General features: G+C 68.9%; 30 protein-coding genes. 16 read left to right on the forward strand and 14 right to left on the reverse strand.

What is annotated here, in order from left to right; translation table 11 throughout:
- Positions 1 to 97: 97 nt before the first annotated feature.
- Genes KBY65_RS07145 through KBY65_RS07155 form a run of 3 tightly spaced genes read left to right on the forward strand, consistent with a single transcriptional unit; the run spans position 98 to position 1,996 of the window.
- On the forward strand, positions 98 to 1,213 hold the full coding sequence (locus KBY65_RS07145; RefSeq protein WP_409996632.1) for a pyridoxal phosphate-dependent aminotransferase: 1,116 nt from the start codon (positions 98 to 100) through the stop codon (positions 1,211 to 1,213).
- A gap of 19 nt (positions 1,214 to 1,232) precedes the next feature.
- On the forward strand, positions 1,233 to 1,502 hold the full coding sequence (locus KBY65_RS07150; RefSeq protein ID WP_255001025.1) for a FitA-like ribbon-helix-helix domain-containing protein: 270 nt from the start codon (positions 1,233 to 1,235) through the stop codon (positions 1,500 to 1,502).
- The gene (locus KBY65_RS07155; RefSeq protein WP_255001026.1) at positions 1,499 to 1,996 is read left to right on the forward strand and encodes a type II toxin-antitoxin system VapC family toxin; all 498 of its coding nucleotides are present in this window, start codon (positions 1,499 to 1,501) and stop codon (positions 1,994 to 1,996) included. The genes KBY65_RS07150 and KBY65_RS07155 overlap by 4 nt, the downstream gene beginning before the upstream one ends.
- Here KBY65_RS07155 and KBY65_RS07160 read toward each other — a convergent pair.
- From KBY65_RS07160 to KBY65_RS07170, 3 genes are all read right to left on the reverse strand, one after another.
- Complete coding sequence (locus KBY65_RS07160) at positions 1,920 to 2,186, reverse strand: Txe/YoeB family addiction module toxin (protein ID WP_315860052.1); 267 nt, start codon at positions 2,184 to 2,186, stop codon at positions 1,920 to 1,922. The two genes, KBY65_RS07155 and KBY65_RS07160, sit on opposite strands and share 77 nt — an antisense overlap.
- Positions 2,183 to 2,482 carry a type II toxin-antitoxin system Phd/YefM family antitoxin gene (locus KBY65_RS07165; RefSeq protein ID WP_094560858.1) on the reverse strand — a complete coding sequence of 100 codons (300 nt, stop codon included), beginning with the start codon at positions 2,480 to 2,482 and terminating at the stop codon, positions 2,183 to 2,185. Before KBY65_RS07165 ends, KBY65_RS07160 begins: the two co-directional genes overlap by 4 nt.
- A gap of 78 nt (positions 2,483 to 2,560) precedes the next feature.
- On the reverse strand, positions 2,561 to 3,631 hold the full coding sequence (locus tag KBY65_RS07170) for a UDP-N-acetylglucosamine--N-acetylmuramyl-(pentapeptide) pyrophosphoryl-undecaprenol N-acetylglucosamine transferase (protein WP_255001027.1): 1,071 nt from the start codon (positions 3,629 to 3,631) through the stop codon (positions 2,561 to 2,563).
- Positions 3,632 to 3,681: 50 nt separating this feature from the next.
- Here KBY65_RS07170 and KBY65_RS07175 point away from each other — a divergent pair, with 50 nt between their 5' ends.
- On the forward strand, positions 3,682 to 4,464 hold the full coding sequence (locus KBY65_RS07175; protein WP_255001028.1) for a hypothetical protein: 783 nt from the start codon (positions 3,682 to 3,684) through the stop codon (positions 4,462 to 4,464).
- Between the two features lie 11 nt (positions 4,465 to 4,475).
- Here the strand turns inward: KBY65_RS07175 and KBY65_RS07180 are convergent, their stop codons facing one another.
- A complete protein-coding gene (locus KBY65_RS07180; RefSeq protein ID WP_255001030.1) occupies positions 4,476 to 5,381 on the reverse strand; it encodes an NAD(P)-dependent oxidoreductase in 906 nt (301 codons plus the stop codon).
- A gap of 158 nt (positions 5,382 to 5,539) precedes the next feature.
- Positions 5,540 to 6,745: a phosphoglycerate kinase gene (locus KBY65_RS07185; RefSeq protein WP_255001031.1), complete on the reverse strand. Its 1,206-nt coding sequence runs from the start codon at positions 6,743 to 6,745 to the stop codon at positions 5,540 to 5,542.
- A gap of 162 nt (positions 6,746 to 6,907) precedes the next feature.
- On the opposite strand from KBY65_RS07185, the gene KBY65_RS07190 reads away from it, so the two are divergent.
- Genes KBY65_RS07190 through KBY65_RS07200 form a run of 3 tightly spaced genes read left to right on the forward strand, consistent with a single transcriptional unit; the run spans position 6,908 to position 9,173 of the window.
- Positions 6,908 to 7,282: a universal stress protein gene (locus KBY65_RS07190; RefSeq protein ID WP_254988079.1), complete on the forward strand. Its 375-nt coding sequence runs from the start codon at positions 6,908 to 6,910 to the stop codon at positions 7,280 to 7,282.
- The gene (ylqF, locus tag KBY65_RS07195; RefSeq protein WP_255001032.1) at positions 7,282 to 8,196 is read left to right on the forward strand and encodes a ribosome biogenesis GTPase YlqF; all 915 of its coding nucleotides are present in this window, start codon (positions 7,282 to 7,284) and stop codon (positions 8,194 to 8,196) included. The genes KBY65_RS07190 and ylqF overlap by 1 nt, the downstream gene beginning before the upstream one ends.
- A complete protein-coding gene (locus KBY65_RS07200; protein ID WP_255001033.1) occupies positions 8,193 to 9,173 on the forward strand; it encodes an RluA family pseudouridine synthase in 981 nt (326 codons plus the stop codon). The genes ylqF and KBY65_RS07200 overlap by 4 nt, the downstream gene beginning before the upstream one ends.
- Here the strand turns inward: KBY65_RS07200 and KBY65_RS07205 are convergent.
- On the reverse strand, positions 9,124 to 10,725 hold the full coding sequence (locus tag KBY65_RS07205) for a dipeptide ABC transporter ATP-binding protein (RefSeq protein ID WP_255001034.1): 1,602 nt from the start codon (positions 10,723 to 10,725) through the stop codon (positions 9,124 to 9,126). The two genes, KBY65_RS07200 and KBY65_RS07205, sit on opposite strands and share 50 nt — an antisense overlap.
- Before the next feature lie 52 nt (positions 10,726 to 10,777).
- On the opposite strand from KBY65_RS07205, the gene KBY65_RS07210 reads away from it, so the two are divergent.
- A complete protein-coding gene (locus tag KBY65_RS07210; protein ID WP_254988083.1) occupies positions 10,778 to 13,138 on the forward strand; it encodes a RelA/SpoT family protein in 2,361 nt (786 codons plus the stop codon).
- Here the strand turns inward: KBY65_RS07210 and KBY65_RS07215 are convergent.
- On the reverse strand, positions 13,135 to 13,299 hold the full coding sequence (locus KBY65_RS07215; protein WP_254988084.1) for a hypothetical protein: 165 nt from the start codon (positions 13,297 to 13,299) through the stop codon (positions 13,135 to 13,137). The genes KBY65_RS07210 and KBY65_RS07215 overlap by 4 nt on opposite strands.
- Positions 13,300 to 13,450: 151 nt before the next feature.
- Between KBY65_RS07215 and KBY65_RS07220 the strand changes: the two genes are divergently transcribed.
- The gene (locus KBY65_RS07220) at positions 13,451 to 13,639 is read left to right on the forward strand and encodes a hypothetical protein (protein WP_094560840.1); all 189 of its coding nucleotides are present in this window, start codon (positions 13,451 to 13,453) and stop codon (positions 13,637 to 13,639) included.
- Between the two features lie 10 nt (positions 13,640 to 13,649).
- Here KBY65_RS07220 and KBY65_RS07225 read toward each other — a convergent pair whose 3' ends face one another.
- Positions 13,650 to 14,129 carry a DUF2062 domain-containing protein gene (locus KBY65_RS07225; RefSeq protein ID WP_255001036.1) on the reverse strand — a complete coding sequence of 160 codons (480 nt, stop codon included), beginning with the start codon at positions 14,127 to 14,129 and terminating at the stop codon, positions 13,650 to 13,652.
- Between KBY65_RS07225 and mnmE the strand changes: the two genes are divergently transcribed.
- From mnmE to KBY65_RS07260, 7 genes are all read left to right on the forward strand, one after another.
- Positions 14,119 to 15,507: a tRNA uridine-5-carboxymethylaminomethyl(34) synthesis GTPase MnmE gene (mnmE, locus tag KBY65_RS07230; protein ID WP_255001037.1), complete on the forward strand. Its 1,389-nt coding sequence runs from the start codon at positions 14,119 to 14,121 to the stop codon at positions 15,505 to 15,507. The genes KBY65_RS07225 and mnmE overlap by 11 nt on opposite strands.
- A 227-nt stretch (positions 15,508 to 15,734) precedes the next feature.
- Positions 15,735 to 16,622, forward strand: a complete 888-nt coding sequence (gene nadC / locus KBY65_RS07235) for a carboxylating nicotinate-nucleotide diphosphorylase (RefSeq protein ID WP_094560836.1) — start codon at positions 15,735 to 15,737, stop codon at positions 16,620 to 16,622.
- 76 nt (positions 16,623 to 16,698) lie between these two features.
- The gene (gene grrP, locus KBY65_RS07240; protein ID WP_255001038.1) at positions 16,699 to 17,613 is read left to right on the forward strand and encodes an extracellular substrate binding-like orphan protein GrrP; all 915 of its coding nucleotides are present in this window, start codon (positions 16,699 to 16,701) and stop codon (positions 17,611 to 17,613) included.
- A gap of 21 nt (positions 17,614 to 17,634) precedes the next feature.
- Positions 17,635 to 18,033 (forward strand): GrrA/OscA1 family cyclophane-containing rSAM-modified RiPP, encoded by a 399-nt coding sequence (gene grrA / locus KBY65_RS07245; protein WP_255001039.1) that lies wholly within the window; start codon positions 17,635 to 17,637, stop codon positions 18,031 to 18,033.
- Entirely contained in the window at positions 18,033 to 19,235 is a 1,203-nt protein-coding gene (gene grrM / locus KBY65_RS07250; RefSeq protein ID WP_255001040.1) for a cyclophane-forming radical SAM/SPASM peptide maturase GrrM/OscB, read from the forward strand. Before grrA ends, grrM begins: the two co-directional genes overlap by 1 nt.
- A gap of 31 nt (positions 19,236 to 19,266) precedes the next feature.
- On the forward strand, positions 19,267 to 21,075 hold the full coding sequence (gene argS, locus KBY65_RS07255; protein WP_255001041.1) for an arginine--tRNA ligase: 1,809 nt from the start codon (positions 19,267 to 19,269) through the stop codon (positions 21,073 to 21,075).
- Entirely contained in the window at positions 21,075 to 22,208 is a 1,134-nt protein-coding gene (locus tag KBY65_RS07260; protein ID WP_255001042.1) for a pyridoxal phosphate-dependent aminotransferase, read from the forward strand. Before argS ends, KBY65_RS07260 begins: the two co-directional genes overlap by 1 nt.
- Here the strand turns inward: KBY65_RS07260 and KBY65_RS07265 are convergent.
- The 6 genes from KBY65_RS07265 to prfB form a co-directional block, all read right to left on the reverse strand.
- A complete protein-coding gene (locus KBY65_RS07265) occupies positions 22,205 to 22,915 on the reverse strand; it encodes an MBL fold metallo-hydrolase (protein ID WP_254988097.1) in 711 nt (236 codons plus the stop codon). The two genes, KBY65_RS07260 and KBY65_RS07265, sit on opposite strands and share 4 nt — an antisense overlap.
- Before the next feature lie 24 nt (positions 22,916 to 22,939).
- Positions 22,940 to 23,557 carry an anthranilate synthase component II gene (locus tag KBY65_RS07270; RefSeq protein WP_094560824.1) on the reverse strand — a complete coding sequence of 206 codons (618 nt, stop codon included), beginning with the start codon at positions 23,555 to 23,557 and terminating at the stop codon, positions 22,940 to 22,942.
- Between the two features lie 23 nt (positions 23,558 to 23,580).
- The gene (locus KBY65_RS07275; protein ID WP_094560823.1) at positions 23,581 to 24,045 is read right to left on the reverse strand and encodes a diacylglycerol kinase family protein; all 465 of its coding nucleotides are present in this window, start codon (positions 24,043 to 24,045) and stop codon (positions 23,581 to 23,583) included.
- The gene (gene ybeY, locus KBY65_RS07280) at positions 24,042 to 24,596 is read right to left on the reverse strand and encodes an rRNA maturation RNase YbeY (RefSeq protein WP_255001046.1); all 555 of its coding nucleotides are present in this window, start codon (positions 24,594 to 24,596) and stop codon (positions 24,042 to 24,044) included. Before ybeY ends, KBY65_RS07275 begins: the two co-directional genes overlap by 4 nt.
- A 1-nt stretch (position 24,597) precedes the next feature.
- Positions 24,598 to 24,789, reverse strand: coding sequence for a DUF3285 domain-containing protein (locus KBY65_RS07285; protein WP_094560819.1), 192 nt, complete (start codon positions 24,787 to 24,789; stop codon positions 24,598 to 24,600).
- Positions 24,782 to 25,907, reverse strand: a protein-coding gene (gene prfB, locus KBY65_RS07290; protein ID WP_255001136.1) for a peptide chain release factor 2 whose coding sequence is annotated in 2 segments (ribosomal slippage) — positions 24,782 to 25,831 and positions 25,833 to 25,907 — 1,125 coding nt in all. Because the reading frame shifts where the segments join, the coding sequence is not laid out codon by codon here. The genes KBY65_RS07285 and prfB overlap by 8 nt, the downstream gene beginning before the upstream one ends.
- Between the last annotated feature and the right edge of the window lie 47 nt (positions 25,908 to 25,954).

Below are 25,954 nucleotides of genomic sequence, written 5' to 3' on the forward strand. Positions count from 1 at the left end.
GCCTGTTGCAACGGCTTATAGCGCAGGATTTCGCCTGTTTCCCCGGCGGCACAGGCCTGATCGCCTCGCACTCGCCGCCGGCACTTAGCTTTCGGCCATGCCGATGCCGCCCTCCGAGCGCCATGGCGGCAATCTGGCCGCCACCGCCGCGCGCCTGGATTGCCGGCCCTCCCAGCTGCTGGATGCCAGTGCCTCCCTGGTGCCCTTCGGGCCGCCCTGGGCTGTGCGCGGGACCCTGCTGAAGGCGGCGCTGGGCCTTGCCGATGGTTCGCCGCTGCGGGCCTATCCCGACCGGCACGCCACTGGCTTGCGCGCCGCCCTGGCCCAGCTGCATGGGGTGGAGCCCGAGTCGGTGCTGCCGGGCAACGGGGCGGCGGAATTGTTCACCTGGGCAGCGCGCGATGCGGCGGCGGCCGGCTTGAGCGTGCTGCCCCAGCCGGGCTTCGCCGACTACCCCCGCGCCCTGGCCTGCTGGGGCGGCGCCTGGCGATCTCTGCCGTTGCCGCTGCAGGCCGGCGCGGGGCCGCAGCCGTTTCCGGCGGGTGCGGCGGCGGGTGCGGCGGCGGGTGCGGTGCTGTGGCTCACCAACCCCCACAACCCCACCGGAGCGCTGTGGAGCCGCGCCTCCTTGGAGCCCCTGCTGGAGCGCTTTGCCCTGGTGATCGCCGATGAGGCGTTTCTGCCGCTGGTGCCAGGCGGGGAAGCCCAGAGCCTGATTCCGCTGCTGCAGGCCCACCCCAACCTGGTGGTGATCCGCAGCCTCACCAAGTTGTGGTCGATCGCCGGGCTGCGGCTGGGCTATGCCCTTGGCCAGCCCGAGCGCCTGGCGCGCTGGGCCCGTTGGCGCGATCCCTGGCCGGTGAATGGTCTGGCGCTGGCGGTGGGTGAGCGGTTGCTGGGCGATCCGCTGGCCTACGGGCGTTGGTGCCGCCGGGTGCAGCGCTGGACGGCCCGCGAGGGGGCCTGGCTCTCAGCCCGGCTGGAGGCGTTGCCGGGCATCACGCCGCTGCCGTCGGCCGCGAACTTTTTGTTGATTCGCGGCGCTGCGTCCTTGGTGCCGCTGCGCGAGCGCCTGGAGTGCCGTCACCGCATCTTGCTGCGCGATTGCCGCTCCTTCGACGGACTGGGCGAACGCTGGCTGCGGATCGGTTATCAGAGCCGCCGCGACAACCGGCGCATGATTCGGGCCTTGCGGCAGGAGCTTGTTCGCTAGCGTTGATTGCATTGCATGCATGTCCGTGGCAACGCTGACGATTCGCAACCTGGATGAGGTCACCAAGGCGCAGCTGCGTCTCCAGGCAGCACGCCACGGCCGCTCGATGGAGGAGGAGGTGCGCACGATCCTGCGCGAGGTCTTGTTTCGCGGGCCATCCAAGCCCAGTGGGCCCAGTCGCCAGGGGCTTGGCCAACGGATTCATGCCCATTTTGATGCGCTGGGTGGCGTTGAGCTGGAGCTGCCCGACCGCAGCTCTCAGCCGCAGCCGGCGGATCTTGGGGCGTGATCGGCGTGATCGTCCTCGACACCAATGTGCTCTCCGAGCTGATGCGTCCTCGGCCCAACCCCCAGGTGCTGGCTTGGGTGGATGGTTTGGATCCTGGCCTCGTAGCGATCACGGCCATGAATGAAGCGGAGATTTTGCACGGCATCAGGCGGCTGCCGGATGGCCGTCGTAAGGCTGCTCTTCAGCAGTGCTGGGACGAACTGGTGGCCGACATCTTTGCTGGCCGGGTCTGGCCCTTCAGCAGCGAAGCTGCCCATTGGTATGCCGATCTCTTGCGCACCCGTGAACGGTTGGCGCGGCCCATGGCCACAGCTGATGCGGTGATTGCGGCCACGGCCCTCGCCCATGGCGCCCAGCTCGCCACCGGCGATGTGGCTGATTTCGCCGATGTGGGTTTGGACTTGATCAATCCCTGGGCTAGTAGTGATAACGCCCCTGTAGAAACTCCACCCGCGTGTTCTGCACCAAATACACGCAGCGATGTTCCTGGGTGATTCGGCGTGACCACACCCCTGGTCCCAGGTATTTAAGTGGTTCTGGTTTGCCGATGCCCTCAAAGGGGGCCCGCAGGGTTGCACGCATCAGCTCGATCAGGCGTTTGGCGGTGCGGGGTTCGTGGCGAATCCAATGGTGGAGATCATCCAGAAACTCCGGATGCACCACCGCCTGCCAGGCCGTGTTCATCTGTTTGTGAGGCTGCTTCCCAGATCGGCCAGCTTGCTTTCCAGATCAGCCAGGTTGAGGGGCGGCAGTGTTTGTTCGCGAGCTCTGGTTAGGGCCGTGAGCAGACGCTCCGCGTTTGCGGGTGAGCGCAGCAGGTGGGCCGTTTCCAATAGGCCTGCCAGTTCATCGGCGGCCACGAGGGCCACATCGCCCCCTTTTCGCCGCCGCACCAGCACCACCTCGCGATCTTCGACGGCCCGATCCATCAGGCCCTTCAAACCCTCACGGGCTTTGCTGTAGGTGGTCTCGATGGGCATCGCTTTGCCATACCGATGGGCCGGGTCTGCTGGACAGACCTATTGGACAAGTCTAGGGCTGTTGGCAGGGTTGGTTGTTCAGGGCTGGCTGAGCATCGCGGCCACCCGTTGATCGGCATCGCGCACCGCCAGTTGCGCCATGGCGGCGGCCATACCCGCTAAGGGATCGCGCGCGGCTGCCGCCCCCCGCCGGCGCGGGCCCAGCAGGCGCCAGAGAGTGCGCTCGAGGGCGGGCTCGCCTGGCAGGTGCTGCCACACGATCACGGCGGCGCCGATTTCGGCGGCGGCCGCGGCATTGGCATCCTGGTGGCGATCGGCGGCGGCCGGGTAGGGCACCAGGATCGCCGGGGTGCCGCACACGGCCAGCTCGCTCAGGGCGCCGGCACCGCTGCGGCTGATGGCCAGGTCGGCGTGCTGCAGCAGGCCGGGAATGTCGTCGCTGAAGGGGCGTTCCACCGCGCCAGCGGGTACTGGCTGGCCGGCATCGGGGTCGTTGCGACCGGTGAGGTGCACGACGCGCACTCCCGCCGCCGTGAGCTTGGCCAGCAGGGGCCGCACCATCTGGTTGAGGCCAACGGCGCCCTGGCTGCCGCCCATCACCAGCAGAAGGGGCCCGGGGCCCGGCGGCACCCAGGCGGGCAGGGGGGCTGGCTCCAGAAACGCCTGCCGCACCGGCGTGCCCGTCACCACTGGCCGGCAGCCGGGCAGGCGGGCGGCGGCCTGGGGCAATCCCACCGCCACCTGGCGGCAGAGCCGGCCGAGCAGGCGGGTCACCTTGCCGGGCAGGGCATTGCTCTCGTGCAGCACCACCGGCACGCCGCACCAGCGGGCCGCCAGGATTGCTGGTGCGGCGATGTAGCCGCCGCTGGTGAACACCGCGTTGATCTGTTCGCGGCGGATCAGCCGCCGTACCGAGCGGGTGGCCTGCAGCAGCTGCAGCAGGTTGAGCAGTCGCCTCAGCCCCCGGCCCTGCAGCCCGCCGGCCCGCACGGTGTGGAGCGGATAGCGGCTGGGCACCAGTTGGGTTTCCAGGCGGTCGGGTACCCCCAGCCACTGCACGCTCCAGCCGGGCGGCATCGCATCGGCCACCGCCAGGGCGGGAAACAGGTGGCCGCCGGTGCCGCTGGCAGCGATCAGGAGCCTGGGCATGGGTGTTGGCCTGCAGCGCGCCTAACTTAAAAGCGGTTTCCGCCGCCCCGATGCCGCGTCCCCAGCTGCCGAGCCGAATCCTGCACCCCTTACTGCCTAGCGTCCTGCTCGGCCTGGAGGCCCTGCTGGGCGGAGCCCTGCCGGCTGTGGCTACCGCTGCCCCCAGTGCGGTTCAGCTGCAGGCCCTGGAGGCCGCCCTCAACGGCACCGGTGAGCTCGCGGCTGTTCTGGAGAACGGTCCGGGTCTCGATGTCACCCTGGTGGAGCTGCGCCGCCGCAGCCTGCTGCGCCAGTTCCCCGATGCCCGCTGGCAGCTCAGCACGGGCAAAGCGCTGCGCGATGGACGCAGCACCGTGCAGATCCAGCTCACGGGCAGCCGCCAGGAGGGCCCCACCCTGTATCGGCTCCTGGCCCAGCAGCAGCTGGTGCTCAGCCGCAGCGGTGGCCCCGGTGGCCGCATCAACGGCCAAAGCGTGATCCGTGAGCAGACCCTCCTGCGCAGCGGCGAAGCCGACCTGCCGGTGAGCCTGCAGATCCCCGATGCGGTGCTCACGGGTCAGCGCTACGACGTGGATGTGCTGTTTGATGAGCCCCTGGAGGGCGCCATTGCTGCCGGCGGCCTGGTGGCCCTCACCGGCCAGCAGGTGAATGCCCTCGAGAGCCCCAATCTGCAGCTGGGCGCCCTGGGTGGCGGTGGCCTGTTCAAGTCGGTTCAGGCTCCGTTCACCCCCGGCTCCCAGACCTGGGCGGTGCTGTTGGTGCATCCCCAGGGCATCGTCAGTGCCACCAAGCGGGTGCTGGTGGTGGCCGATAAGGCCCAGCTGAATCCCTGAGCTCAGGCTGCTTAGCCCTGGCTGCCAAACCAACGGGCCAGGGCCGACACGTCGTCGTTGCCGTGGCCCGACGCCAGCAAGCTGTCTTCCATGGCGGCCACCAGTTGGCTCACCGGCAGCTCCATGCCGGCGGCAGCGGCCGCCTCCAGGGCAATCGCCAGATCCTTGCGGTGCAGCGCCAGCTTGAAGCCGAGGGGGAACTGACCCTTGAGCATGTTGGTGGCACGGTTCTCCAAGGCCCACGACCCGGCTGCGCCAGCTGCCAGCGCTTCGCACACCTGCTCCATCGGCAGCCCCAACCGCTGCCCCAGGGCCATGGCTTCCGCCACAGCGGCGTAGCTCCCGGCCACCAGCACCTGGTTCACCGCTTTGGCCTGCTGGCCCGAGCCCACGGGGCCCAAGTGGCTGATGCGGCTGCCAATCACCTCCAGCAGCGGGCGGGCCCGCTCCAGTTGGGCCGGATCGCCCCCCACCAGCACCGAGAGCGTGCCGGTGCGGGCGCCTTCCGTGCCGCCGGTCACCGGAGCGTCGATGTAGTCCACGCCCTGCTGAGCGAGCTGCGCCGCCATGCGCCGGCTGGTGGCCGGGCTGACCGTGGAGCAGTCGATCACCAGCGTCCCCGGCTGCAGCCCTTGGCGGGCCGCGGTTTGGTCGGTGCCCAGGGTGTCAGCGCCGAGCAGCACAGCCTCCACGGCGCAGTCGTCGCTGACGCACACCAGCAGCACCTCGGCCGCGGTCGCCGCTTCCGCAGGGCTGCCGGCCCCCCTGGCCCCCGCCTGCAGCAGTGGTGCTTCCCGGCTGCGGTTGCGGTTGTGAACCGTGAGTGGAAAGCCAGCGGCTAGCAGATTGGCCGCCATCGGTGCGCCCAGGGCCCCCAGCCCAATCCAGCCGACGGCAGGCCTGTCTGTTGGGCTCATTCACTTGCCTGGTCCGATCCTCAGCCTGCCTCGGCGTGGTCTGAGCCGGTGTTTTGCGCCTGTTGAACAGGTTGTTGCACAAACTCTGCCAACAAAAAAGGGGGCTTGAAGCCCCCTTCTGAACCGTCAGGCCTCTGCGAAATCAGGCCTCTGCGAAATCAGGCCTCATCCAGGGCCGCCACGCCGGGCAGCACCTTGCCTTCCAGCAGCTCCAGGCTGGCGCCACCGCCGGTGGAGATGTGCGACATCTTCTCGGCCACACCCACCTTCTCCACGGCGGCCACGGAGTCACCGCCGCCGATGATCGTGCAGCAGCCCTTGCCGCTCAGGTCGGCCAGGGTGTGGGCGATGCCGTTGGTGCCGGCCGCAAACTTGTCGAACTCGAACACGCCCATGGGGCCGTTCCAGATCACGGTCTTGCAGTCGGCCAGCGCCTCCTGGAAAGCCTTGAGCGAGTCGGGGCCGATGTCGAGGCCCATCCAGCCATCGGGGATGGCGTTGATCGACACGGTCTGGCTGTTGGCGTCGGGGGCGAAGTTGTCGGCCAGCACCACATCGGTGGGCAGCAGCAGCTGCACGCCTTTGGCGGCCGCCTTGGCCTCGAGCTCCTTGGCCAGCTCCAGCTTGTCCTCTTCCACCAGGCTCTTGCCCACTGCCAGGCCGCGGGCCTTGTAGAAGGTGAAGATCATGCCGCCGCCGATCAGCACCTTGTCGCACTTGTCGATCAGGGCTTCGAGCACGCCGATCTTGGAGCTCACCTTGGAGCCACCCACGATCGCCGCCAGGGGACGCTTGGGCTCGTCGATGGCGCCCTGCAGGTATTGCAGCTCCTTCTCCATCAGGTAGCCGGCCACGCTGGGGCTCAGGGCCTTGGTGACGCCTTCGGTGGAGGCGTGGGCGCGGTGGGCGGCGCCGAAGGCGTCGTTCACATACACATCGGCCAGGGCTGCCAGCTGGGCGGCGAAGCCGGCGTCGTTCTTTTCTTCCTCGGCGAAGAAGCGCACGTTCTCCAGCAGCACCACATCGCCCTCAGCCATGGCGGCCACCTTGGCTTCGGCATCGGGGCCGATGCAGCTGTCGGTCTTCACCACGGGCTTGCCGAGCAGCTGAGCCAGGCGGGCGGCCACGGGGGTGAGGCGCATGCCCTCGTTCACCTGGCCCTTGGGACGGCCGAAGTGGGCGGCCAGGATCACCTTGGCGCCCTTGCCGGTCAGGTCGTTGATGGTGGGCAGGGCGGCACGGATGCGGGTGTCATCGGTGATGGCGCCGGCGTCGTCGAGCGGTACGTTGAAGTCGACCCGCACCAGCACGCGCTTGCCGCGGAGCTCATCGGCCGAAAGGCTGGCCAGGGATCGCTTCGCCATGGGGGTATGGAAATTACGGAATTGCCGGGGGAGGTTAGCCCCCGCGGCGCCTTCTGCTCCCCGGATTTCGGATTTCCGCCAACCAGCCGCCCTGGCCGGATCCCGGACGCCCCCCAGACTGAAACTCCCACCTGCCTGGGCCCTGCCTTCGGTCATTGCTCCATGTTTGACACCGTTCTCTTTCCCATCGACCAGAGCCGCCAGGCGATGGACACGGCGGCGGTGGCCCTGAAACTGGCCCAGCAGCACGCCAGCACGTTGGTGCTGCTGTCGGTGGTGGAGCCCGGTCAGGACGATCCCACTGCCGTGGCGGAGCTGCTGCAGCAAGCGCGGACTCGCTTTGACGAGGCGGGGGTCAGCTGTCAGGTGATCGAGCGGGAGGGCAAGCCGGCCTTCGTGATCGGCGATGTGGCCGATGAGATCAACGCCGATGTGATCGTGATGGGCACCCGTGGCGTCGCGATCGAGAGCGACCAGCAGAGCACCGCGGCCCGGGTGATTCAGTTGGCCCCCTGTCCGGTGCTGGTGGTGCCCTGATGCCCCGGACGCTTCCGCTCAGCGTCAATGCCCCGGCGATTCAGTGGTATCCCGGCCACATCGCCAAGGCGGAGAAGGCCCTCAACGCCAATCTGGCCAAGGTGGACCTGGTGATCGAGGTGCGGGACGCCCGCATCCCCCTGGCCACCTCCCACCCGCGGCTGCAGCGCTGGATCAGCGGCAAGCAGCATCTCTTGGTGCTCAACCGGGTTGACATGATCCCGCCGCCGGTGCGCCAGGCCTGGACCGCCTGGTTCAAGGCCCAGGACCAGACCTGCTGGTGGTGCGACGCCAAGGCCGGCACCGGTGTGAAACAGCTGCAGCAGGCGGCGATTCGGGCGGGCGCGGCCCTCAATGCCCGCCGGGCCGGGCGGGGCATGAAGCCTCGGCCGGTGCGGGCCCTGATGCTGGGCTTCCCCAACGTGGGCAAATCGGCCCTGATCAACCGGCTGGTGCGCCAGAAGGTGGTGGACAGTGCCCGCCGCGCTGGCGTCACCCGCAGCCTGCGCTGGGTGCGCCTCGGCCAGGACCTCGACCTGCTCGATGCCCCCGGCGTGCTGCCGCCCCGCCTCGACGACCAGCAGGCCGCCCTGCGGCTGGCCCTCTGCGACGACATCGGCCAGGCCGCCTACGACAACGAAGCCGCCGCCCGGGCCTTCCTGCAGCTGCTCACCCTGCTGGAGGCTGAGCCGGCCGCCGGGGTGCAACCCGCCCTGGTGGAGAAGCGCTACGGCATTCCCCTCGGTGCGCTGGTGGGCGGCGGCCCCGACGTGGAGGGCTGGCTGGCCGCCGCCGCGGCGCGCCACACCAGTGGCGACAGCCTGCGCATGGCCACCAAGTTGCTCGACGACTTCCGTTGCGCTCGCCTGGGCGCCATTGCCCTGGAATTGCCGGCCCTTGCGTTGCCGTCATGAGCGGTTTCGGTGAAGGCGAGGGCGAGCTGCTGACGCTCACCTACCCCAAGCCGCTGCCAATGCGGCTCGACCGCTGGCTGGTGGCCCAGCGGCCCGAGCAGAGCCGTGCCCGCATCCAGAAGTTCATCGAGGCCGGCTACGTGCGGGTGAACGGCGTCACGGGTCGCGCTAAGACCCCCTTGCGCCAGGGCGACAGCGTGGCGCTGTGGATGCCGCCGCCCGAGCCGCTCCCCTACCTGGTGGCCCAGGCAATGCCACTGGATGTGCTGTTTGAAGACGCGCATCTGATCGTGCTCAACAAGCCCGCCGGCCTCACGGTGCACCCGGCGCCTGGCAACAGGGACGGCACCCTGGTGAACGGCCTGTTGCACCACTGCCCCGACCTGCCCGGCATCGGCGGCGAGCTGCGCCCCGGCATCGTGCACCGGCTCGACAAGGACACCACAGGCTGCATCGTGGTGGCCAAGAGCCAGGAGGCCCTGGTGAAGCTGCAGGTGCAGATTCAGAAGCGGATCGCCTCGCGCCAGTATCTGGCGGTGGTGCACGGCCAGCCGGCGGGCGACAGCGGCACGATCGTGGGCGCCATCGGCCGCCATCCGGCCGACCGCAAGAAATACGCCGTGGTGCACGACGACAGCGGCCGCCATGCCTGCACCCACTGGCGCTTGATCGAGCGGTTGGGGGATTACGCCCTGCTGCGCTTCAAGCTCGACACCGGCCGCACCCACCAGATCCGGGTCCACTGCGCCCACATGGGCCATCCGATCGTGGGCGATCCGATGTATTCCCGCTGCCGCAAGCTGCCGATCGAGCTGCCCGGCCAGGCGCTGCATGCGGTGCAGCTGGGCCTCGATCACCCGATCAGCCGCGAGCGGCTGGTGTGCGAGGCGCCGCTGCCGGAGGTGTTTGAGCGCTTGCTGGCGGTGCTCAGACGGCGCTCGGCAGCCGCGGGCATGCCTCCACCAATGCGCGGGTGATGGCGGCCTGGGGATCGGTCAACAGGCGGGCGCCGGGGCCTTCCTCCACGATCTTTCCCCCCTCCAGCACGATCACCCGGTGGCAGAAGCCACTGGCCACCGAGAGGTCGTGGGTCACAAACAGCATCCCCAGCCCCAGCCGCTGCTGCAGCTCCCGCAGCAGGGCCAGCACGTCGGCCTGCACCTCGGCATCGAGCATGCTCACGCTCTCATCGCAGAGCAGCACCTTGGGCTCGAGCACCAGGGCCCGGGCGATGGCCACCCGCTGCTGCTGGCCCCCCGAGAGCTGGCGGGGCAGGCGGTTTTCGAAGGCTTCGGGCGGGGTGAGCCCCACGGCGCCCAGCAGCTCGCGGGCGCGCTGGCGGGCCTGGGCGCGGCTGGCCAGGCCATGGATCAGCAGCGGATCGGCGATCGCCTCACCTACCGCCATCTGGGGGTTGAGGCAGGCCAGGGGGTCTTGGAACACCATCTGGATGCCACGCCGCGCTTGCCGCAAAGCCCGGCCCCGCAGGCTCAGCAGGTTGCGGCCCTCCAGTCGAACGCTGCCGCCCCGCACCGGTGCCAGTCCCATCAGGGCCCGGCAGAGGGTGCTCTTGCCGCAGCCGGAGGCGCCCACCAGGCCAAGGGTTTCGCCCGGCTGCAGCCGCAGGCTCACCCCATCCACCGCCTTCAGCCAGCGGGTTTGCCAGGGCAGCGACGGCAGAGCGTGCCAGCTGCGCAGCTCCTCCAGCTCCAGCAAGGCAGCGGCCGGCAGCGGTGCGGGGCTCTGGGCGCCTTCCCGTTCCCGCGCCTTGGCCACCAGCCGCTGGGCCAGGGGGGAGGCCGGGGCGGTGAGCAACTGCTGGGCTGGGGCCTGCTCGATCAGCCGGCCCTGATCCAACACGGCGATCTGGTCACACCAGCGGCCCGCCATCGCCAGGTCGTGGCTGATCAGCAGCAGGGCGCTGCCCGCTTCCCGGCAGAGGTTGGTCAGTTCCCCCATCACCTGGCCGGCCACAGCCACATCCAGGCTGGTGGTGGGTTCGTCGGCGATCACCAGGGGCGGCTGCAGGGCCATGGCCAGCGCAATCGCCAGCCGCTGGCGCATGCCGCCGCTGAACTCATGGGGGTAGCTGCCGTAGCGCTCCGCCTGGATGCCCACCCGCTCCAGCAAGGCTTCGGCCTGCTCCCGCACCTGGCGCCGTTGCCACCGGGGTCGGTGGGCCGCCAGGGTGTCGCCCAGATGGTCGCCGATCGTGAGCAGCGGGTTCAGGCGGGTCATCGGGTCTTGAAACACCAGCCCCACCGCTTCGCCGCGCAGCTGCCGCAGGGCCGCTCGCCGCAGCCGGCTGGGATCCTGCCTCGCCAGCAGCAGCCCACCGCTGCACTGGCTGCCCGGGGGCAGCAGCTGCAGCACCGCCCGGGCCACGGTGCTTTTGCCGCAGCCGGAGGGGCCCACCAGGGCCAGCCGCTCGCCCGGGCTCAGGCTGAGCGTCAGCCCATCCAGGGTGGGACGCTCCGCACCGGGGTAGCGCACCACCAGGTTGTCGATTGCAAGCACGGGGCTGGTCATGGTCCCCAGCTTGGCCGCCGCTGCATACGATGAGTCAATTCCGCAGGGTGGAATGCTCAGGGCGGTTCCCGATCTGGACGCAACCGCCGTGGCTGTTTCAGTCGCGGCTGTTCCACCTGCCCCTGGGCCAGCCCCGGAGAGCCAAGCCCTGGGACGCCGGCCGATCCGCACCCCCGCCGACTACGGCCTGCCCCTGCCCGAGTGGTTGCAGCGCTGCATCGAGCACGTGCCGCCGGGGGAGGGGGAGAGCTGCCCAACCGATCCCGAGGCCCTGCTGGCTTCCGCCTTTGATTTCGCCTACCAGCTCCACGAGGGCCAGTTCAGGGCCAGCGGCGAGCCCTACATCATTCATCCGGTTGCCGTTGCCGATCTGCTGCGCGACATCGGCGCCAGTGCCGGTGTGATCGCTGCTGGCTTCCTCCACGATGTGGTGGAAGACACCGAGGCGACGCCCGAGGAGATCGAGCAGCACTTCGGCGCCGAGGTGCGGGCCCTGGTGGAGGGGGTGACCAAGCTCGGCGGCATCCACTTCACCAACCACACAGAGGCCCAGGCTGAAAACCTGCGCCGCATGTTTCTGGCCATGGCCAGCGACATCCGCGTGGTGCTGGTGAAGCTGGCGGATCGCCTGCACAACATGCGCACCCTGGGTGCCCTCAAGCCCGAGAAGCAGCTGCGGATCGCCCGCGAAACCCGGGAGATCTACGCCCCCCTGGCCAATCGCCTCGGCATCGGCCGGCTCAAGTGGGAGCTCGAGGATCTGGCCTTCAAGATCCTCGAGCCCGAGGCCTATCGGGATGTGCAGCAGCAGGTGGCCACCAAGCGCAGCGAGCGCGAGGAGCGGCTGGAGGTGACCGTGCAGTTGCTGCGCGATCGGCTGGCCGCCGTGGGGCTGGCCCATTGCGAGGTAAGCGGCCGGCCCAAGCACCTCTATGGCATCTGGAGCAAGATGCAGCGCCAGCAGAAGGCGTTCCACGAGATCTTCGACGTGGCCGCCCTGCGGATTCTCTGCCCGAATCTCGAGAGCTGTTACCGGGCCTTGGCGGTGGTGCACGACACCTTCCGGCCGATCCCTGGGCGCTTCAAGGACTACATCGGTCTGCCCAAGCCCAACGGCTACCAATCCCTGCACACGGCCGTGATCGGCCGTCATCGGCCGATCGAGGTGCAGATCCGCACCACCGACATGCACCAGGTGGCCGAGTACGGCATCGCGGCCCACTGGAAGTACAAGGAAGGTGGTTCGCCAGCCGCGTCCGGTGCCGATGCGGAGCGGTTCAACTGGCTGCGGCAGCTGGTGGACTGGCAGAAGGATGACGGCGGCACCGACAGCAGCGATTTCCTGCGTTCGATCAAGGAAGACCTCTTCGATGAAGAGGTCTTCGTGTTCACCCCCAATGGCGATGTGGTGGGCCTGCGCAAGGGGTCCACAGCCGTGGACTTCGCTTATCGGATCCACTCGGAGATCGGCAACCATTGCCAGGGCGTGCGCATCAACGACCGTCTCTGCCCCCTCGCCACTCCCCTGCAGAACGGCGACTTCGTGCAGGTGATCACCGCCAAGACGGCGCACCCGAGCCTCGACTGGCTCAACTTCGTGGCCACCCCCACGGCCCGCAATCGCATCCGCCACTGGTACAAAACCAGCCACCGTGAGGAGAACATCCTGCGCGGCACGGAACTGCTGGAGCGGGAGTTGGGCCGCGATGGCTTCGATGCCCTGCTCCATGGGGAGGCGATGGCCAAGGTGGCCCGCCGCTGCAACCTCACGGGCACCGAAGACCTGCTGGCGTCGCTGGGGTTCGGCGGGGTCACCCTGCACCAGGTGCTCAACCGCCTGCGGGAGGAACTGCGCCTGGCCAGCGAGGCCTCGGCCCCCGTGCCCAGCAACGAGCAGGTGGCAGCCAGCGTGGCGGCCGCCCATGCAGGCCAGGCCGACTCCCAGGGGAGCGGAGCGGGCGGCGCCAGCCCGATCCTCGGCCTCGAGGGCCTTGACTACCGGCTGGGGGGCTGCTGCAGTCCCCTGCCGGGTGAGCCGATTCTCGGAGCCGTGGCCCTGGGCAACCACGGCATCACGATCCACCGCCAGGACTGCTCCAACGTGGACCAGGTGCCGGCTGAGAGGCGTCTGCCGGTGCGCTGGAATTCGGCCACCGATGCCCGCCCGCGCCGCTATCCGGTGCAGCTGCGCATCGAGGTGCTCGACCGGGTGGGCGTGCTGAAAGACATCCTCACCCGCCTCTCCGACCACCGCATCAACGTGAGTGATGCCCGGGTGCGCACCAATCCCGGCAAGCCCGCCCGCATCGATCTGCGGGTGGAGCTCGACAGTGCCAGCCAACTGGCCAACACGATCAATCAGATCCGCTCGATGGCGGATGTGCTCGATATCGCCCGCACCGGGATCGGCTAGGGCAGGGTGAATCCGCCGGTGTTGAGGTGCTTCAGGTCGAGCATCACCAGCGTCACCCACACCAGCAGGGCCAGGCCGCCCATGGAGCCCAAAACCAGCAGTAGGCCGGACAGTGCCGAGCGCGAAGTTCCCTTGCCTTCTGAACCCTTGCCGTCCGCCACAGGCTCGCGTTGATGAATGCCGATCCTCGCACCACCGGCCTGGCCGCTCCTGGGTGAGGGTCTGACCACAGGGCTGGTTCAGCCGTCACGACGGCTACAGCGGCTCGGCTGGCGCCCCCTTACAACCACTCCATCCCCCGCGTGCCACGCCATGACCTCCGAGCAAGCGGCCCAACTGATCGACGAAACCCTCGACCTGGTGCATCAGCGGCTCCAGGACCTGCAGGCCCAGGCCTTGCCCCGGGAGCAGCACGCCCTGGCCGAGGAGTTCCGCGAGTGGCGCCACCCTGAAGGGGGCCATATCGACCTGATGGTGTTTCCCGGTTTGGCCAGTTCCTGAGCGGAGCTGATCAGCCCTGCTGCCGGCGGCGATGTTCCCGCTCCAGCCAGTGCCAGTAGAGCCAGCCCCCCAGGAGCGCGGTGATCAGGCCAACGAGGGTGGAGCCGAGAAGCAGGCGGCTGACGAAGGCCCCACTGCTGTGCCAGATGCTTCCGTCCTGAAGGCTGTCGAGGCCGGGCCATCCCCCCCCGGGCCCGAGCAGCCAGCAGCCCACCTGGTAGTTGAACCAATAGAGGGGCACGTAGGTGAAGGGGTTGCTCACCCAGGTGCCGGCTGCGGCCAGCAGGTGATTGCCCCGCACCAACGAGGCCAGCGCCACGCTCACCAGGATCTGCAGGCCGAAGAACGGGTAGCAGCCGCAGAACAGTCCGGCGGCCAGACCCCGGGCCCGCTGGCCATGGCTGCCCTCCTGGTGCCAGAGCCAGGCCAGCAGCTGGCGCAGGCGGCGGCCCACGGCGGTGTGGGGTTGGAATGGGGGGATGCGCCTCAACGACTCCGGAACCGCTGACACCATCGCGGCCATCGCCACGGCGGTGGCGCCGGGCGAAGGCAGTGTGGCGATCGTAAGAATCTCCGGGGCCGAGGCGGAGCCGATCGGCCGGCTTTTGTTTGCGGCGCCTGGGCGGCAGGCCTGGGACAGCCACCGGGTGCTCTACGGCCACGTGGTGGATCCCGCCAGCGGTGAGCGGGTGGATGAAGCGCTGCTACTGCTGATGCGGGCTCCCCGCAGCTTTACCCGTGAAACCGTGGTGGAGCTGCACTGCCACGGCGGCCTGGTGGCGGTGCAGCGGGTGCTGGAGCTGGTGCTGGCGGCCGGGGCGCGCCGGGCCCTGCCGGGGGAGTTCAGCCAGCGGGCCTTCTTCAACGGCCGGCTCGATCTCACCCGGGCCGAGGCGATTGGCGAGATGATCACGGCCCGCTCGCGCCGCGCGGCCCAGCTGGCCATGGCCGGCATCGACGGCGGCCTGCAGCGGCGCCTGGGCGCCCTGCGCTCGCGCCTGCTCGACCAGTTGGCGGAGCTGGAGGCGCGGGTGGATTTCGAGGAGGATCTCCCGCCCCTCGATGGCACCGCGGTGGTGGCGGAACTGGAGGCGGTGCGGTGCGAGTTGGAGCAGCTGGTGGCCGAAGCGCGTCAGGGGGAGCTGCTGCGTCAGGGGTTGCGGGTGGCGATCGTGGGCCGCCCCAACGTGGGCAAATCGAGCCTGCTCAACCTGCTCAGCCGCCGTGAGCGGGCGATCGTGACCGACCTGCCCGGCACCACCCGCGACCTGCTGGAGAGCGAGCTGGTGCTCGATGGGGTGCCGCTCACCCTGCTCGACACCGCCGGCATCCGCGACACCGGCGACCGGGTGGAGCAGCTGGGCATTGAGCGCTCTCGGGCCGCCCTGGCCGCCGCCGATGCGGTGCTGTTGTTGTTTGATCTCAGCGCCGGCTGGAGCCCGGAGGATCAGGCCCTGCGGGAGTTGGTGCCCGAGGGCGCCGTGCTGCTGGTGGCGGGCAACAAGGCTGATGTGGCTGGCCTGGCGGTGGGCCTGGTGCCCGCTGGGGCTGGAGAGCCGGCCGATGTGCGCTTCTGCGCTCTCACGGGTGCCGGCCGCGATGCGTTGGTGGCGGAGCTGCTGCGCCGCTGCGGCGCCGGCCCTGCCGAGGGTTTGGAGGTAGCTCTCAACGCCCGCCAGCGCGATCTGGCGGCCGCAGCGGCCTTGAGCTTGGGGGCGTCCCTCGAGGCGGCTGCGCAGCAGTTGCCCTGGGATTTCTGGACGATCGACCTACGGGCCGCTGTGCGGGCCCTGGGCGAGATCACCGGCGAGGAGGTGAGCGAGGCGGTGCTGGATCGGGTGTTCGCCCGTTTCTGCATCGGCAAGTAGCCAGGGTTCTGCTGGCAAAACAGGCCTCGATCCGTGTTGGTGCGGCGGTGGGTTGATCTGGGCGAGATCTGCTGTCGAATTCTGTACAACTTGTACAGAATTCGACAGCGTTGTGCAGGTGTACCAGCGGCTCCTGCAGGAGGGATTCATTTCGCAGCATCGATATCGCCAATCGTTTCGCCCATCAGTTCCGCCGCATCATTGGCTAGCTCTGGCTCGGAGGGGCAATGCCCATCCCTGCCCTGACCATCACCCCTGTGACAACCGCCCGCCTGCCCTTCACCCCCCAGCTGGAGGCCCAGCTGCGCGCCTGGTTGGCGGAAGATCTGGGCCGCGGCGACCTCACGGCCGCGGCCCTGGCGGGCTGCAGCGGCCGGGCCCAATGGCTCGCAAAGGCCGATGGGGTGTTCTGTGGCGGCGTGCTGGTGGAGCCCCTGTTCCGGCTGCTGGATCCCGGGGTGGTGGTGCGGCTGCTGGTGCGCGATGGGGCGGCGGTGGCGGCGGGGCAGCGGCTGCTGGAGCTGGAGGGCCCGGCCACGGCCCTAGTGGCTGGTGAGCGCACCGCTCTGAATCTGGCCATGCGGCTCTCCGGCATCGCCACCGCCACGGCGGCGCTGGTGGCGGAGCTCGCCGGCACGGGCGTGCGCCTGGCCGATACCCGCAAAACCACACCGGGTCTGCGGGTGCTGGAGAAGTACGCCGTGCGCTGCGGCGGCGGCCTCAACCACCGCCAAGGCCTCGATGACGCCGCCATGCTCAAGGAGAACCACCTGGCTTGGGCAGGTGGGGTGGATGCCGCGATCGCGGCGGTGCGGGCCGCGGCCCCCTGGCCGGCCCGGGTGATCGTGGAGGCGGAAACCGCTGCAGAAGCGGAAGCTGCGGTGCGGGCCGGGGCGGATGGGGTGCTACTCGATGAATTCACCCCCCACCAGCTGGCGGAGCTGGTGCCCCAGTTGCGGGCGCTCGCCCAGGGGAGGCAGCTGGTGCTGGAGGCCTCCGGCGTGCAACCCGAGCAGCTGCGGAGCTACGCCGCTACGGGCATTGATCTGATCTCCACCAGCGCGTCGATCACCTGCAGCGTCTGGTTGGATCTGAGCATGCGCTTTGACACCTGAATTTGACGCTTGAGCCCGTTGCGTTGGCAGCCGGGCTGGCCCTCCGCATAATGCGATGAGTTCCTCTCAAGGCAGGGTGGCGACACAAATTTGGCGCGGACTCGCCGGGAGCATCGCGACGCTGGGCCTGCTGGCCGTGATGCCGGCGGCTGCCCTGGCCGAGGGTGTGGTTCAGCGGGCTGCGCGCACCGGCGAGCTGGTGATGAGCGGGCTCGCCGATGTGCCCCCGCTGGTGGTGGTGGGTCCCCAGGGGCAGCCCAGTGGCTACGGCATCCTGGTGGCCGATCGGATCGCAGCCGAGGTGGCCCGGGCCGTGGGCCGGCCGGTGACGGTGCGCTTCGCGCCGGTTGCCAATCCGCGCAGCCTGGTCGACACCATCACCAATGGCAAGGCGGATCTGGCTTGCGGTTTTCCGTTCAGCTGGGAGCTGGACATGCAGGTGGACTTTTCGCTGCCGATCGGGATCTCGGGGTTGAGGCTGCTGGCTCCGGCCGGCCGCTTTGATGGCAGCCCGGCGGCCCTGGCCGGACGGCGTATCGCCGTGGTGCGCCAGTCGTTGGGTGAGACCGAGCTGCGGGGCATGCAACCCAAGGCCACGGTGGTGGCCTTCGACAACCTCAGCGCGGCGGTGGCGGCGCTGAGGGCTGGAACGGTTGAGGGTGTGGTCGGCGACACGGTTGTGCTGGCTGGTCTGGTGCACCAACAGGGGCTCAAGGGTCTGGCCCTGACGCCCGATTTGCCCTTCGAGGCCTATGCGGTGAGCTGCGTGCTGGCCGAGAACGATTCGGCCTTCCGCAATCTGGCGAACCTGGCCATCGCCCGCCTGTTGCAGGGCTACCTCGATGGTGAGCCGGACACGGTCGCGGCGGTGAACCGTTGGCTGGGGCCGACCAGTGCCGTGGCGATGCCCGAATCCGCCCTTCTTGCCAGCTTCGAGGCAATCCTGCTGGGGGTTGAGACGATCCGTCTGATTCCCGCCGCTGCTCGCTGATCCCCTTCCCCCGTTGCTGTCATGGCCTTCTTCAACCGCTCCCACCTGTTTGGCCTGCTGCTGCTGGCCTCCCTGCCGCTCGATGGGGCGGCCGCCCTGGCTCTCGCCAGCGTGCAGGAAGCCCCACCCCAGCGCAGCATCGAGCAACGGCTGAGCCGAATCTCGGCGGCCCTGCAGGAGCGCGAGGGCTCAACAGCTGTGTCTGAGGGCTCAACAGCCGTGCCCGATGACGCCCTCTCCTACGTGTTTGTGAATGGCTCTGGGTTGGGTTGGGGCAACGGCGGCTTCCGCAATGGCGGCTTCTACAACGGCGGCTTCAACAACGGTGGCTTCCGCAATGGCGGCTTCTACAACGGTGGTTTCCGCAACGGCGGCTTCCGGAATGGCGGCTTCCTCAACGGTGGCCGCTACTGGCGCTGATGCCTGGTTCGGTCGCTGAGCTGGACGCGGCGCCTGGCCAGGGATGGGGGCCGGTGCGCTTGTTGGTGGTGCAGCCCACCCCCTTCTGCAACCTCGATTGCGACTACTGCTATCTCCCCGACCGGGGAGACCGCAGCCGCCTGTCGATGGCGGTGTTAGAGGCCGCTGTGGAGCGGGTGCTGGACAGCCCCTATTTCGACGGTGGTTTCACCCTGCTCTGGCACGCCGGTGAGCCGCTGATGGCGCCGATCGCCTTCTACGACGAGGCCACCGATCGGATCGGTCAGCTCCTGGCGCGGCGCGGTCTGCCTCCCGGCACGATCGTGCAGTCGCTGCAGACCAACGCCACCGTCATCGATGCGGCCTGGTGCGACTGCTTCGAGCGCAACGGCATCCATGTGGGCGTGAGCATGGATGGCCCGGCTTTCCTGCACGACGCCCACCGGGTCACCCGCACCGGCCTGCCCACCCACGCGGCGGTGATGCGTGGCATCGACTGGTTGGCCCGGCGGCAGATTCCCTTTCAGGTGATCTGCGTGATCACGGCTGATGCCCTCGACCATGCCGACGCCATCGCCGATTTTTTCCTCCAGCACGGCATCGCTGAGGTGGGTTTCAACATGGAGGAGACGGAGGGGGCGAATAGCCACTCGAGCCTCGATGCCGGCGGTGCCGCTCAGGTGGCCCTGGAGCAGCGCTACCGCGCCTTCATGGCGCGGCTGTGGCAGCGCAGCCGCGAGCAGCCCGGCCGCCTGTGCATCCGCGAATTTGATGGCATCGCCAGCCTGGCCTGCAGTCAGGCGCGCATGGTGCAAACCGACATGAACACGCCGTTTGTGATCGTCAATGTCGATGCCCGCGGCCAGGTGTCCACCTTCGATCCCGAATTGCTGTCGGTGAAGACGGCCGAGTACGGCGACTTCTCCTTCGGCAACGTGCTCGTCGACAGCCTTGAAGCTCTGGCTGCCACCGACAAGTTTCGTCAGGTGGCCGCTGAGATTCGTGCGGGGGTGGAGCTGTGCCGTGGCAGCTGCGAGCACTTCGGGCTGTGTGGCGGCGGCACCGGCAGCAACAAGTATTGGGAGCACGGCCGCTTCGATTGCACCCAAACCCAGCACTGCCGCTACCGCATCCAGTTGGTGGCCGATGTGGTGCTCGAAGGCCTGGAGCAGGAGTTGGGCCTGACGGCCTGCGCGGGATGATCGAAGACGAATCAGCCCCGGCCCGGCCCCCATGCTTCGCATCGCCCAAGCCCTGAATGGCCAGTTGCTGGCGGCCATGGAGCGGGCCTTCCCCGAGGCGGCGCAACGGGCCCGTGAGGCTGGCCAGCCCCTCGATCCCCAGCTGGCGCCGGCCAGCAAGCCCGAATTCGGCGATTTCCAGGCCAATGGCGCCCTGCCCCTGGCCAAGCCCCTGGGCCAGCCGCCCCGCCAGATCGCCCAGGCGATCGTGGTGCAGCTGGCGGCCGACCCCGCCTTCACCGAGCTCTGCCTGGAGCCGGTGATCGCCGGCCCCGGCTTCATCAACCTCACCCTGCGGCCCGAGCGGCTGGCGGCTGAGGTGCAGGCCCGCCTGGGCGATTCGCGGCTGGGGGTGCCCCACACCGATGGCACGCCCCCGGTGATCGTCGACTTCTCCAGCCCCAACATCGCCAAGGAGATGCACGTGGGGCATCTGCGCTCCACGATCATTGGCGACGCCCTGGCGCGGGTGCTGGAGTTTCGCGGCCACCCGGTGCTGCGGCTCAACCACGTGGGCGACTGGGGCACCCAGTTTGGGATGTTGATCACCCACCTCAAGCAGGTGGCGCCCGAGGCCCTCATTACGGCCAATGCGGTGGATCTGGGTGATCTGGTGGCCTTCTACCGCCAGGCCAAGGCCCGCTTCGACGACGACGAGGCCTTCCAGACCACCTCCCGGGAGGAGGTGGTGAAGCTGCAGGGCGGCGATCCGGTGTCGCTCAAGGCCTGGGGATTGCTCTGCGACCAGAGCCGCCGTGAGTTCCAGAAGATTTACGACCGGCTCGACATTTCCTTGTGCGAGCGCGGTGAATCCTTCTACAACCCCTACTTGGAGGCTGTGATTGCAGACCTTGAGGCCTCTGGATTGTTGGTGACCGACGACGGCGCCCGCTGTGTGTTTCTGGAGGGCATGAGCGGCAAGGACGGCACGCCCCTGCCGGTGATCGTGCAGAAGAGCGATGGCGGCTTCAATTACGCCACCACCGATCTGGCGGCGATTCGCTATCGCTTCGGTGCGGCTCCCGATGGCGATGGTGCCTGCCGCGTCATTTACGTCACCGATGCCGGCCAGGCCAACCACTTCGCCGGCGTGTTCCAGGTAGCCCGCCGTGCCGGTTGGATTCCCTCCCACGGCAGTGTCGAGCACGTGCCCTTCGGCCTGGTGCAGGGGGAAGACGGCAAGAAGCTGAAAACCCGCGCCGGCGACACCGTGCGCCTGCGGGATCTGCTCGATGAGGCGGTGGAGCGGGCCGACGCCGACCTGCGTCGCCGTTTGGCGGAGGAGGAGCGCACCGAAGACGAGGCCTTCATCCAGCACGCGGCCACCACCGTGGGCGTGGCGGCGGTGAAGTACGCCGACCTCAGCCAGAACCGGATCACCAACTACCAGTTCAGCTTTGATCGGATGCTGGCCCTGCAGGGCAACACGGCGCCCTATCTGCTCTACGCCGTCGTGCGCATCGCGGGCATCGCCCGCAAGGGCGGTGATCTCGAGGCTGGTGGCCCTGGTGCCGCTACCGCCCCGCTCACCTTCACGGAACCCCAGGAGTGGGCCCTGGTGCGTGAGCTGCTCAAGTTCGATGCGGTGATCGCCGAGGTGGAGGAGGAGTTGCTGCCCAATCGGCTCTGCACCTATCTGTTTGAGCTCAGCCAGGTGTTCAATCGCTTCTACGACCAGGTGCCGGTGCTCAAGGCTGACGAACCCGCCCGCTGCTCCCGCCTGGCCCTCTGCCGCCTCACCACCGACACCCTCAAACTGGGTTTAGGGCTGTTGGGCATTCCCACCTTGGAGCGGATGTGATGGAGTCGCAGCAGAGGCCGGATCGGCAGGAACGACCGATCCCCCAGCCCCGCCCCGAGGTGGAAAGCCTCAAGGCCTACAGCGCGCCGCTGGAGGGGCGGCGGGGGTTGCTGCGGCTCGACTTCAACGAGAACACCGTGGGCCCGAGCCCCCGAGTGGTGGAGGCGATCCGGGCGATTCCCGCCGATCACTACGCCATCTATCCCGAGTACGACGGCCTGCGGGAGGCGGTGATCGCCAATCTTGCGGCAACTGGCCAGGGGCTGCCGCTTAGCCGCGACCAGATCGGCTTGTTCAACGGTGTGGATGCGGCGATCCACGCCATCTTCCACGCCTATGGCGACCGCGGGCAGACGCTGCTCACCACCAGCCCCACCTTCGGCTACTACACCCCCTGCGCCCAGATGCAGGGCATGGCGATTGAGGCGATCCCCTACCGGTTGCCGGATTTCGCTTTCCCGCTGGAGGAGCTGGGTGCCGCGCTGGCGCACCGGCCCCGCATCCTGCTGATCTGCAACCCCAACAACCCCACCGGCACCCGACTGGCCCCTGAGCGAATCCTCGAGCTGGCGGCTGCGGCGCCAGGCACCCTTGTGGTGGTGGATGAGCTGTATGAGGCCTTCACGGGCGACAGCGTGCTGCCCGCGGCAAACTTCGACACCACGCCCAATCTGGTGGTGCTGCGCTCCCTGGCCAAGACGGCGGGCCTGGCGGGCCTGCGGATCGGCTTTGCGATCGGGGCAGCGCCGGTGATTGATCGCATCGGGCGCGTCACGGGGCCCTACGACATCAACAGCTTTGCGGTGACGGCGGCCCATGCGGCCCTGGCTGACCAGCCCTACACCGATGCCTTCGTTGCCGAGGTGTTGCGGGCCCGCACCTGGCTGGTGCAGCAGTTGCAGCAGGCTGGGGTGCGGCACCACGCCGCCGGGGGCAACTACCTCCTGATCTGGCCCGAGAGCCCGGCTGAGGACGTGGAGCGGCGTCTGCGGGAGGCCGGCATCCTGGTGCGCTCGATGGCGGGCAAGCCGTTGATCGATGGTTCGTTGCGGGTGAGCCTCGGTACCACCGAGCAGATGGGGCGGTTCTGGGCGGCTTATGCCGACATCGAAGCGTTGGGCGCAGCTGATTAGCGCATCACCTCGATCACCGGCCCGCCGTCGAGCTTGCCGGGCAGGCTGATGCGGTTGCCGCGGCGCTGCACCGGGGTGCCGGCCATGGCGTCGAGGAACGGCTGCACCGAGGTTTGGTCGCAGTCTGTGGGGGTTTTGCCGCTGACGTATTGCACCGGGATCACCCGGCGGGGCTGGAGCTCGCGCACCACTTCGGCCGCTTCGGCGCCGGTGTACACCTTGGCGCCGCCGCCCACGCCGATGATCAGCACGTCGGGGCGCCCCAGCATCACCTTGTCGGAGGGGCTGAGCCGAGCCGCGGTGCCGCCCAGGTGGGCGATGTCGAGGCCGCCCTGCTTCCAGCGCCACAGGGTGGATTGGCCGAAGCGGCGGCCCCCAACGCGGTCGTGGGGGCCGGAGATGCCTTCGATCGACAGCCCACCCACCTTGTAGGAGCCGGGATCCACCAACATCTTGCCGCGGGCCACCGGTGCACCCTCATCCAGCAGGCGGCTGCTGGCCAGCACCACGGTGGCGCTCACCCGCGGCTCCGCCAGGCCGGCGGCGCAGGCCACGGCCTTGAACGGGTTGACCAGCACACTGGTGCCACCGCCGCTGATCAGCAGGGCGCTGTGGCCGTAGCTGGTGATCGTGACGCCACTGCCGGCCAGGGCCGGGCCGGCGGCCAGCAGCGTGGAGCTCAGGGCCAGGATGGGCAGCAGACGCATGGCGGGGCGGCAGTCGCCGTGACGCTAACCCAACTGATCTGGCGAGGCTGGCTGGCTGGCCTGGCGCAGAAAGTTGGCCAGCAGCTGGTGACCCTGCTGGGTGAGCACGCTCTCGGGGTGGAACTGCACCCCCTGCAGGTGCGGATAGTCGCGGTGGCGCAGACCCATGATCGTGCCGTCGTTGAGCCAGGCGGTGATCTCCAGGCAGGCGGGGAGGCTGTCGCGCTCGGCGATCAGGCTGTGGTAGCGGGTGGCGGTGAGTGGGTTGGCCAGGCCCTCAAACACACCCTGGCCGCTGTGCTGCACCGGGGAGGTTTTGCCGTGCATCAGCTCCTTGGCCCGCACTACCTTGCCGCCATACACCTGGGCCAGCGCTTGGTGGCCCAGGCAAACCCCCAGGGTGGGGATGGTGGGGCTGAGCTCCCGCAGCACCTCCAGGCATACCCCCGACTGGTCGGGGTCGCCGGGGCCGGGTGAGATCAGGATCGCGGCGGGCGCTAGCCCGCGGATCTGCTCCAGCGTGAGGGCGTCGTTGCGCTCCACCCGCAGGTTGGCGGCGATCGGATGCTCCGCCGCCAGCTCGCCCAGATACTGCACCAGGTTGAAGGTGAAGCTGTCGTAGTTGTCGAGAACGAGAAGCATCGCCGCGCCTGGCCTGCCCCCATTCAAAGGCCCAGCCGGGTGAGCAGGGGTGGCACGAGCAGCAACAGGGCGATCAACAGCGACGACAGGGCCGCCACCAGCACCGCTGCCGCCGCGCAGTCCTTGGCGATCCTGGCCAGGGGGTGGAACTGGCGGCCGATGGCCAGGTCGACCACCGCTTCCGTGGCGGTGTTGAGCAGCTCCAGCACCAGCACCGCGGTCACCGTGAGCACCAGCACGGCCAGCTGGGCCGTGGGCAGTTGCAGCCACAGCCCCAGGCCGAACACCACGGCGCCGGTGATGACGTGGATGCGGAAGTTGCGCTGGCTGGCGAAGCCGTAGGCCAGCCCCTGGGCGGCGTAACGAAAACTGGCGGGCAGGTCTCCCGCCACCGTCCAGGCTCTTGCCCGCAGGCGGCGGCCCCGGGTCTGCGGCCGGACCTGCTGCGGCAGGGGCTCTGGGGGTGGCAGGGGACGCAGGCTGGTCATGGCTCCGCTGGCACGTTAACGAGCTGGTCCTGGCGCGCCAGCATGGCCGCCAGGCTGGCGTCGTCGGGATGGTCCCAGCCCAGCAGGTGCAGCAGGCCGTGGCTGGCCAGAAACAGCAGTTCCTGCTCCAGGTTGTGGCCGTGTTCAGCCGCCTGGCGTGCGGCGGTGTCCACCGAGATCACGATGTCGCCCAGCTCCAGGGGGGCACCCCCGTCGGCAGCGGCGGGCATCGGCATGGGTGGGGCGCCATCGAGGTTGTCGTCCTGGGCGGCGAAGGCCAGCACGTCGGTGGGGCCGTCCTTGTTGCGCCAGTCGGTGTTGAGGGCGGCGATTTCGGCGTCGCCCACCAGGCTCAGCCCCAGGCTGTAAGCGGGGGCTTGCAGGTGGCTGGGCAGCTCGGCGGTCAGCTGGACCAGCCAGTCCTCCAAACGGGCGTGCCAGGCCTCCGCACCGGTGAGCGGATCGGCCCAGGGGTTGGCGGCCGCCAGCAGCTCCGCGGCTAGGTCTGGATCGGCCGAGAAGGCCAGGTCGAGGTCGGGGTGGGCGGCCATCTCAGCCCCCAGGCAGCTGCGGCCGGCCCAGCCAGGCGATCAGCACGAGGAAGCCGGTGAGGCCGAGGGCGGTGAGGCCGAAGTGAAACAAGCTTTGGCGGCCCTTGCGCACCATGTTGCGCATGGCCAGTTTGACGAAGCTGGGGTTCTCGTCGGGAGCCTGGGGAGCCGGAGGGCCTGGGTCGTCAGTCATCGCCGCTTGCTCCCACCTCGACGCCAGCATGCAGCAGGCTCTGGATGAAGGGATCAAGGTCGCCGTCCATCACGCCCTGCACATCGGTGGTTTCGTGCTGGGTGCGCAGATCTTTCACCATCTGGTACGGGTGAAACACGTAGTTGCGGATCTGGTTGCCCCAGGCCGCTTCCACGATGTCGCCGCGGATGTCGGCGATCTCGGCGGCCCGCTGCTCCTGGGCAATCACCAGCAGTTTGGCCATCAGCAGGGCCATCGCCTTCTCTTTGTTTTGCAGCTGGGAGCGCTCCTGGGTGCAGCGCACGGCCAGGCCGGTGGGGATGTGCAGGATGCGCACGGCCGTTTCCACCTTGTTGACGTTCTGGCCGCCGGCTCCACCCGAGCGCGAGGTGGTGATTTCCAGGTCCTTGTCGGGGATGTCGAGCTTCACCTCCGCCTCGATGTTGGGCATCACCTCCACACCCGCGAAGCTGGTCTGGCGCTTGTCGTTGGCGTTGAAGGGGCTGATGCGCACCAGCCGGTGCGTGCCCTTCTCGTTGCGTAGGTAGCCGTAGGCGTAGCGGCCCTCGATCTCGATCGTGCAGCTTTTGACGCCCGCTTCTTCCCCCTCGCTGAGTTCGTCCACGGTCACCTTCATGCCGTGGTCTTCCGCCCAGCGGGTGTACATCCGCATCAACATCAGGGCCCAGTCCTGAGCGTCGGTGCCGCCGGCGCCGGCGTTGATGCTGATCACGGCGCCCTCCTTGTCGTAGGGGCCGGAGAGCAGGCGCTCCAGTTCCCAACGATCGAGGTCGGCGCGCAGCTTCTGCAGAGCGGTGTTGGATTCGGCCAGCAGGTCGTCGTCGGGCTCCAGGCCGTAGAGCTCCAGGGTGGCTTCGCCGTCGGCGACCGCCGCCTGCCACTGGCCCAGCTGTTCGAGTTGGGCCTTCACCTCATCGAGCTGGCGCATCTTGGCTTGGGCCTGCTTCTGGTCGTCCCAGAAGTCGGGTTGGGAGGCCAGTTGCTCGAGGTGCTGCTGCCGTGCTTTCAGTGCCGGTACGTCAAAGACAGTCCTGGGCGTTGCCCAGGCGGTCGGTGAGCTCGGAGAGGTCGCGTTTGAAGTCGGTGAGGTCGAGCAGGGCGGCAGCGGGGGTGCTGGCGGCGGTCACGGCGGGGTGCGCAGGGT

The organism is Cyanobium sp. Alchichica 3B3-8F6 (assembly GCF_024346435.1).
GTDB lineage: Bacteria > Cyanobacteriota > Cyanobacteriia > PCC-6307 > Cyanobiaceae > Cyanobium_A.

Bases quoted from the DNA above. Each gene is read 5' to 3' on its own strand.
- KBY65_RS07205 (WP_255001034.1), bottom strand. From the start codon at position 10,725: ATGACCAGCCCCGTGCTTGCAATCGACAACCTGGTGGTGCGCTACCCC.
- KBY65_RS07270 (WP_094560824.1), bottom strand. From the start codon at position 23,557: ATGCTTCTCGTTCTCGACAACTACGACAGCTTCACCTTCAACCTGGTG.
- argS (WP_255001041.1), top strand. From the start codon at position 19,267: ATGCTTCGCATCGCCCAAGCCCTGAATGGCCAGTTGCTGGCGGCCATG.
- KBY65_RS07150 (WP_255001025.1), top strand. From the start codon at position 1,233: ATGTCCGTGGCAACGCTGACGATTCGCAACCTGGATGAGGTCACCAAG.
- KBY65_RS07175 (WP_255001028.1), top strand. From the start codon at position 3,682: ATGCCGCGTCCCCAGCTGCCGAGCCGAATCCTGCACCCCTTACTGCCT.
- KBY65_RS07145 (WP_409996632.1), top strand. From the start codon at position 98: ATGCCGATGCCGCCCTCCGAGCGCCATGGCGGCAATCTGGCCGCCACC.
- KBY65_RS07210 (WP_254988083.1), top strand. From the start codon at position 10,778: ATGCTCAGGGCGGTTCCCGATCTGGACGCAACCGCCGTGGCTGTTTCA.
- ylqF (WP_255001032.1), top strand. From the start codon at position 7,282: ATGCCCCGGACGCTTCCGCTCAGCGTCAATGCCCCGGCGATTCAGTGG.
- KBY65_RS07260 (WP_255001042.1), top strand. From the start codon at position 21,075: ATGGAGTCGCAGCAGAGGCCGGATCGGCAGGAACGACCGATCCCCCAG.
- KBY65_RS07275 (WP_094560823.1), bottom strand. From the start codon at position 24,045: ATGACCAGCCTGCGTCCCCTGCCACCCCCAGAGCCCCTGCCGCAGCAG.
- KBY65_RS07190 (WP_254988079.1), top strand. From the start codon at position 6,908: ATGTTTGACACCGTTCTCTTTCCCATCGACCAGAGCCGCCAGGCGATG.
- KBY65_RS07160 (WP_315860052.1), bottom strand. From the start codon at position 2,186: ATGAACACGGCCTGGCAGGCGGTGGTGCATCCGGAGTTTCTGGATGAT.
- KBY65_RS07220 (WP_094560840.1), top strand. From the start codon at position 13,451: ATGACCTCCGAGCAAGCGGCCCAACTGATCGACGAAACCCTCGACCTG.
- KBY65_RS07185 (WP_255001031.1), bottom strand. From the start codon at position 6,745: ATGGCGAAGCGATCCCTGGCCAGCCTTTCGGCCGATGAGCTCCGCGGC.
- KBY65_RS07170 (WP_255001027.1), bottom strand. From the start codon at position 3,631: ATGCCCAGGCTCCTGATCGCTGCCAGCGGCACCGGCGGCCACCTGTTT.
- nadC (WP_094560836.1), top strand. From the start codon at position 15,735: ATGCCCATCCCTGCCCTGACCATCACCCCTGTGACAACCGCCCGCCTG.
- KBY65_RS07200 (WP_255001033.1), top strand. From the start codon at position 8,193: ATGAGCGGTTTCGGTGAAGGCGAGGGCGAGCTGCTGACGCTCACCTAC.
- mnmE (WP_255001037.1), top strand. From the start codon at position 14,119: ATGCGCCTCAACGACTCCGGAACCGCTGACACCATCGCGGCCATCGCC.
- KBY65_RS07180 (WP_255001030.1), bottom strand. From the start codon at position 5,381: ATGAGCCCAACAGACAGGCCTGCCGTCGGCTGGATTGGGCTGGGGGCC.
- KBY65_RS07285 (WP_094560819.1), bottom strand. From the start codon at position 24,789: ATGACTGACGACCCAGGCCCTCCGGCTCCCCAGGCTCCCGACGAGAAC.
- grrM (WP_255001040.1), top strand. From the start codon at position 18,033: ATGCCTGGTTCGGTCGCTGAGCTGGACGCGGCGCCTGGCCAGGGATGG.
- grrA (WP_255001039.1), top strand. From the start codon at position 17,635: ATGGCCTTCTTCAACCGCTCCCACCTGTTTGGCCTGCTGCTGCTGGCC.
- KBY65_RS07265 (WP_254988097.1), bottom strand. From the start codon at position 22,915: ATGCGTCTGCTGCCCATCCTGGCCCTGAGCTCCACGCTGCTGGCCGCC.
- KBY65_RS07165 (WP_094560858.1), bottom strand. From the start codon at position 2,482: ATGCCCATCGAGACCACCTACAGCAAAGCCCGTGAGGGTTTGAAGGGC.
- ybeY (WP_255001046.1), bottom strand. From the start codon at position 24,596: ATGGCCGCCCACCCCGACCTCGACCTGGCCTTCTCGGCCGATCCAGAC.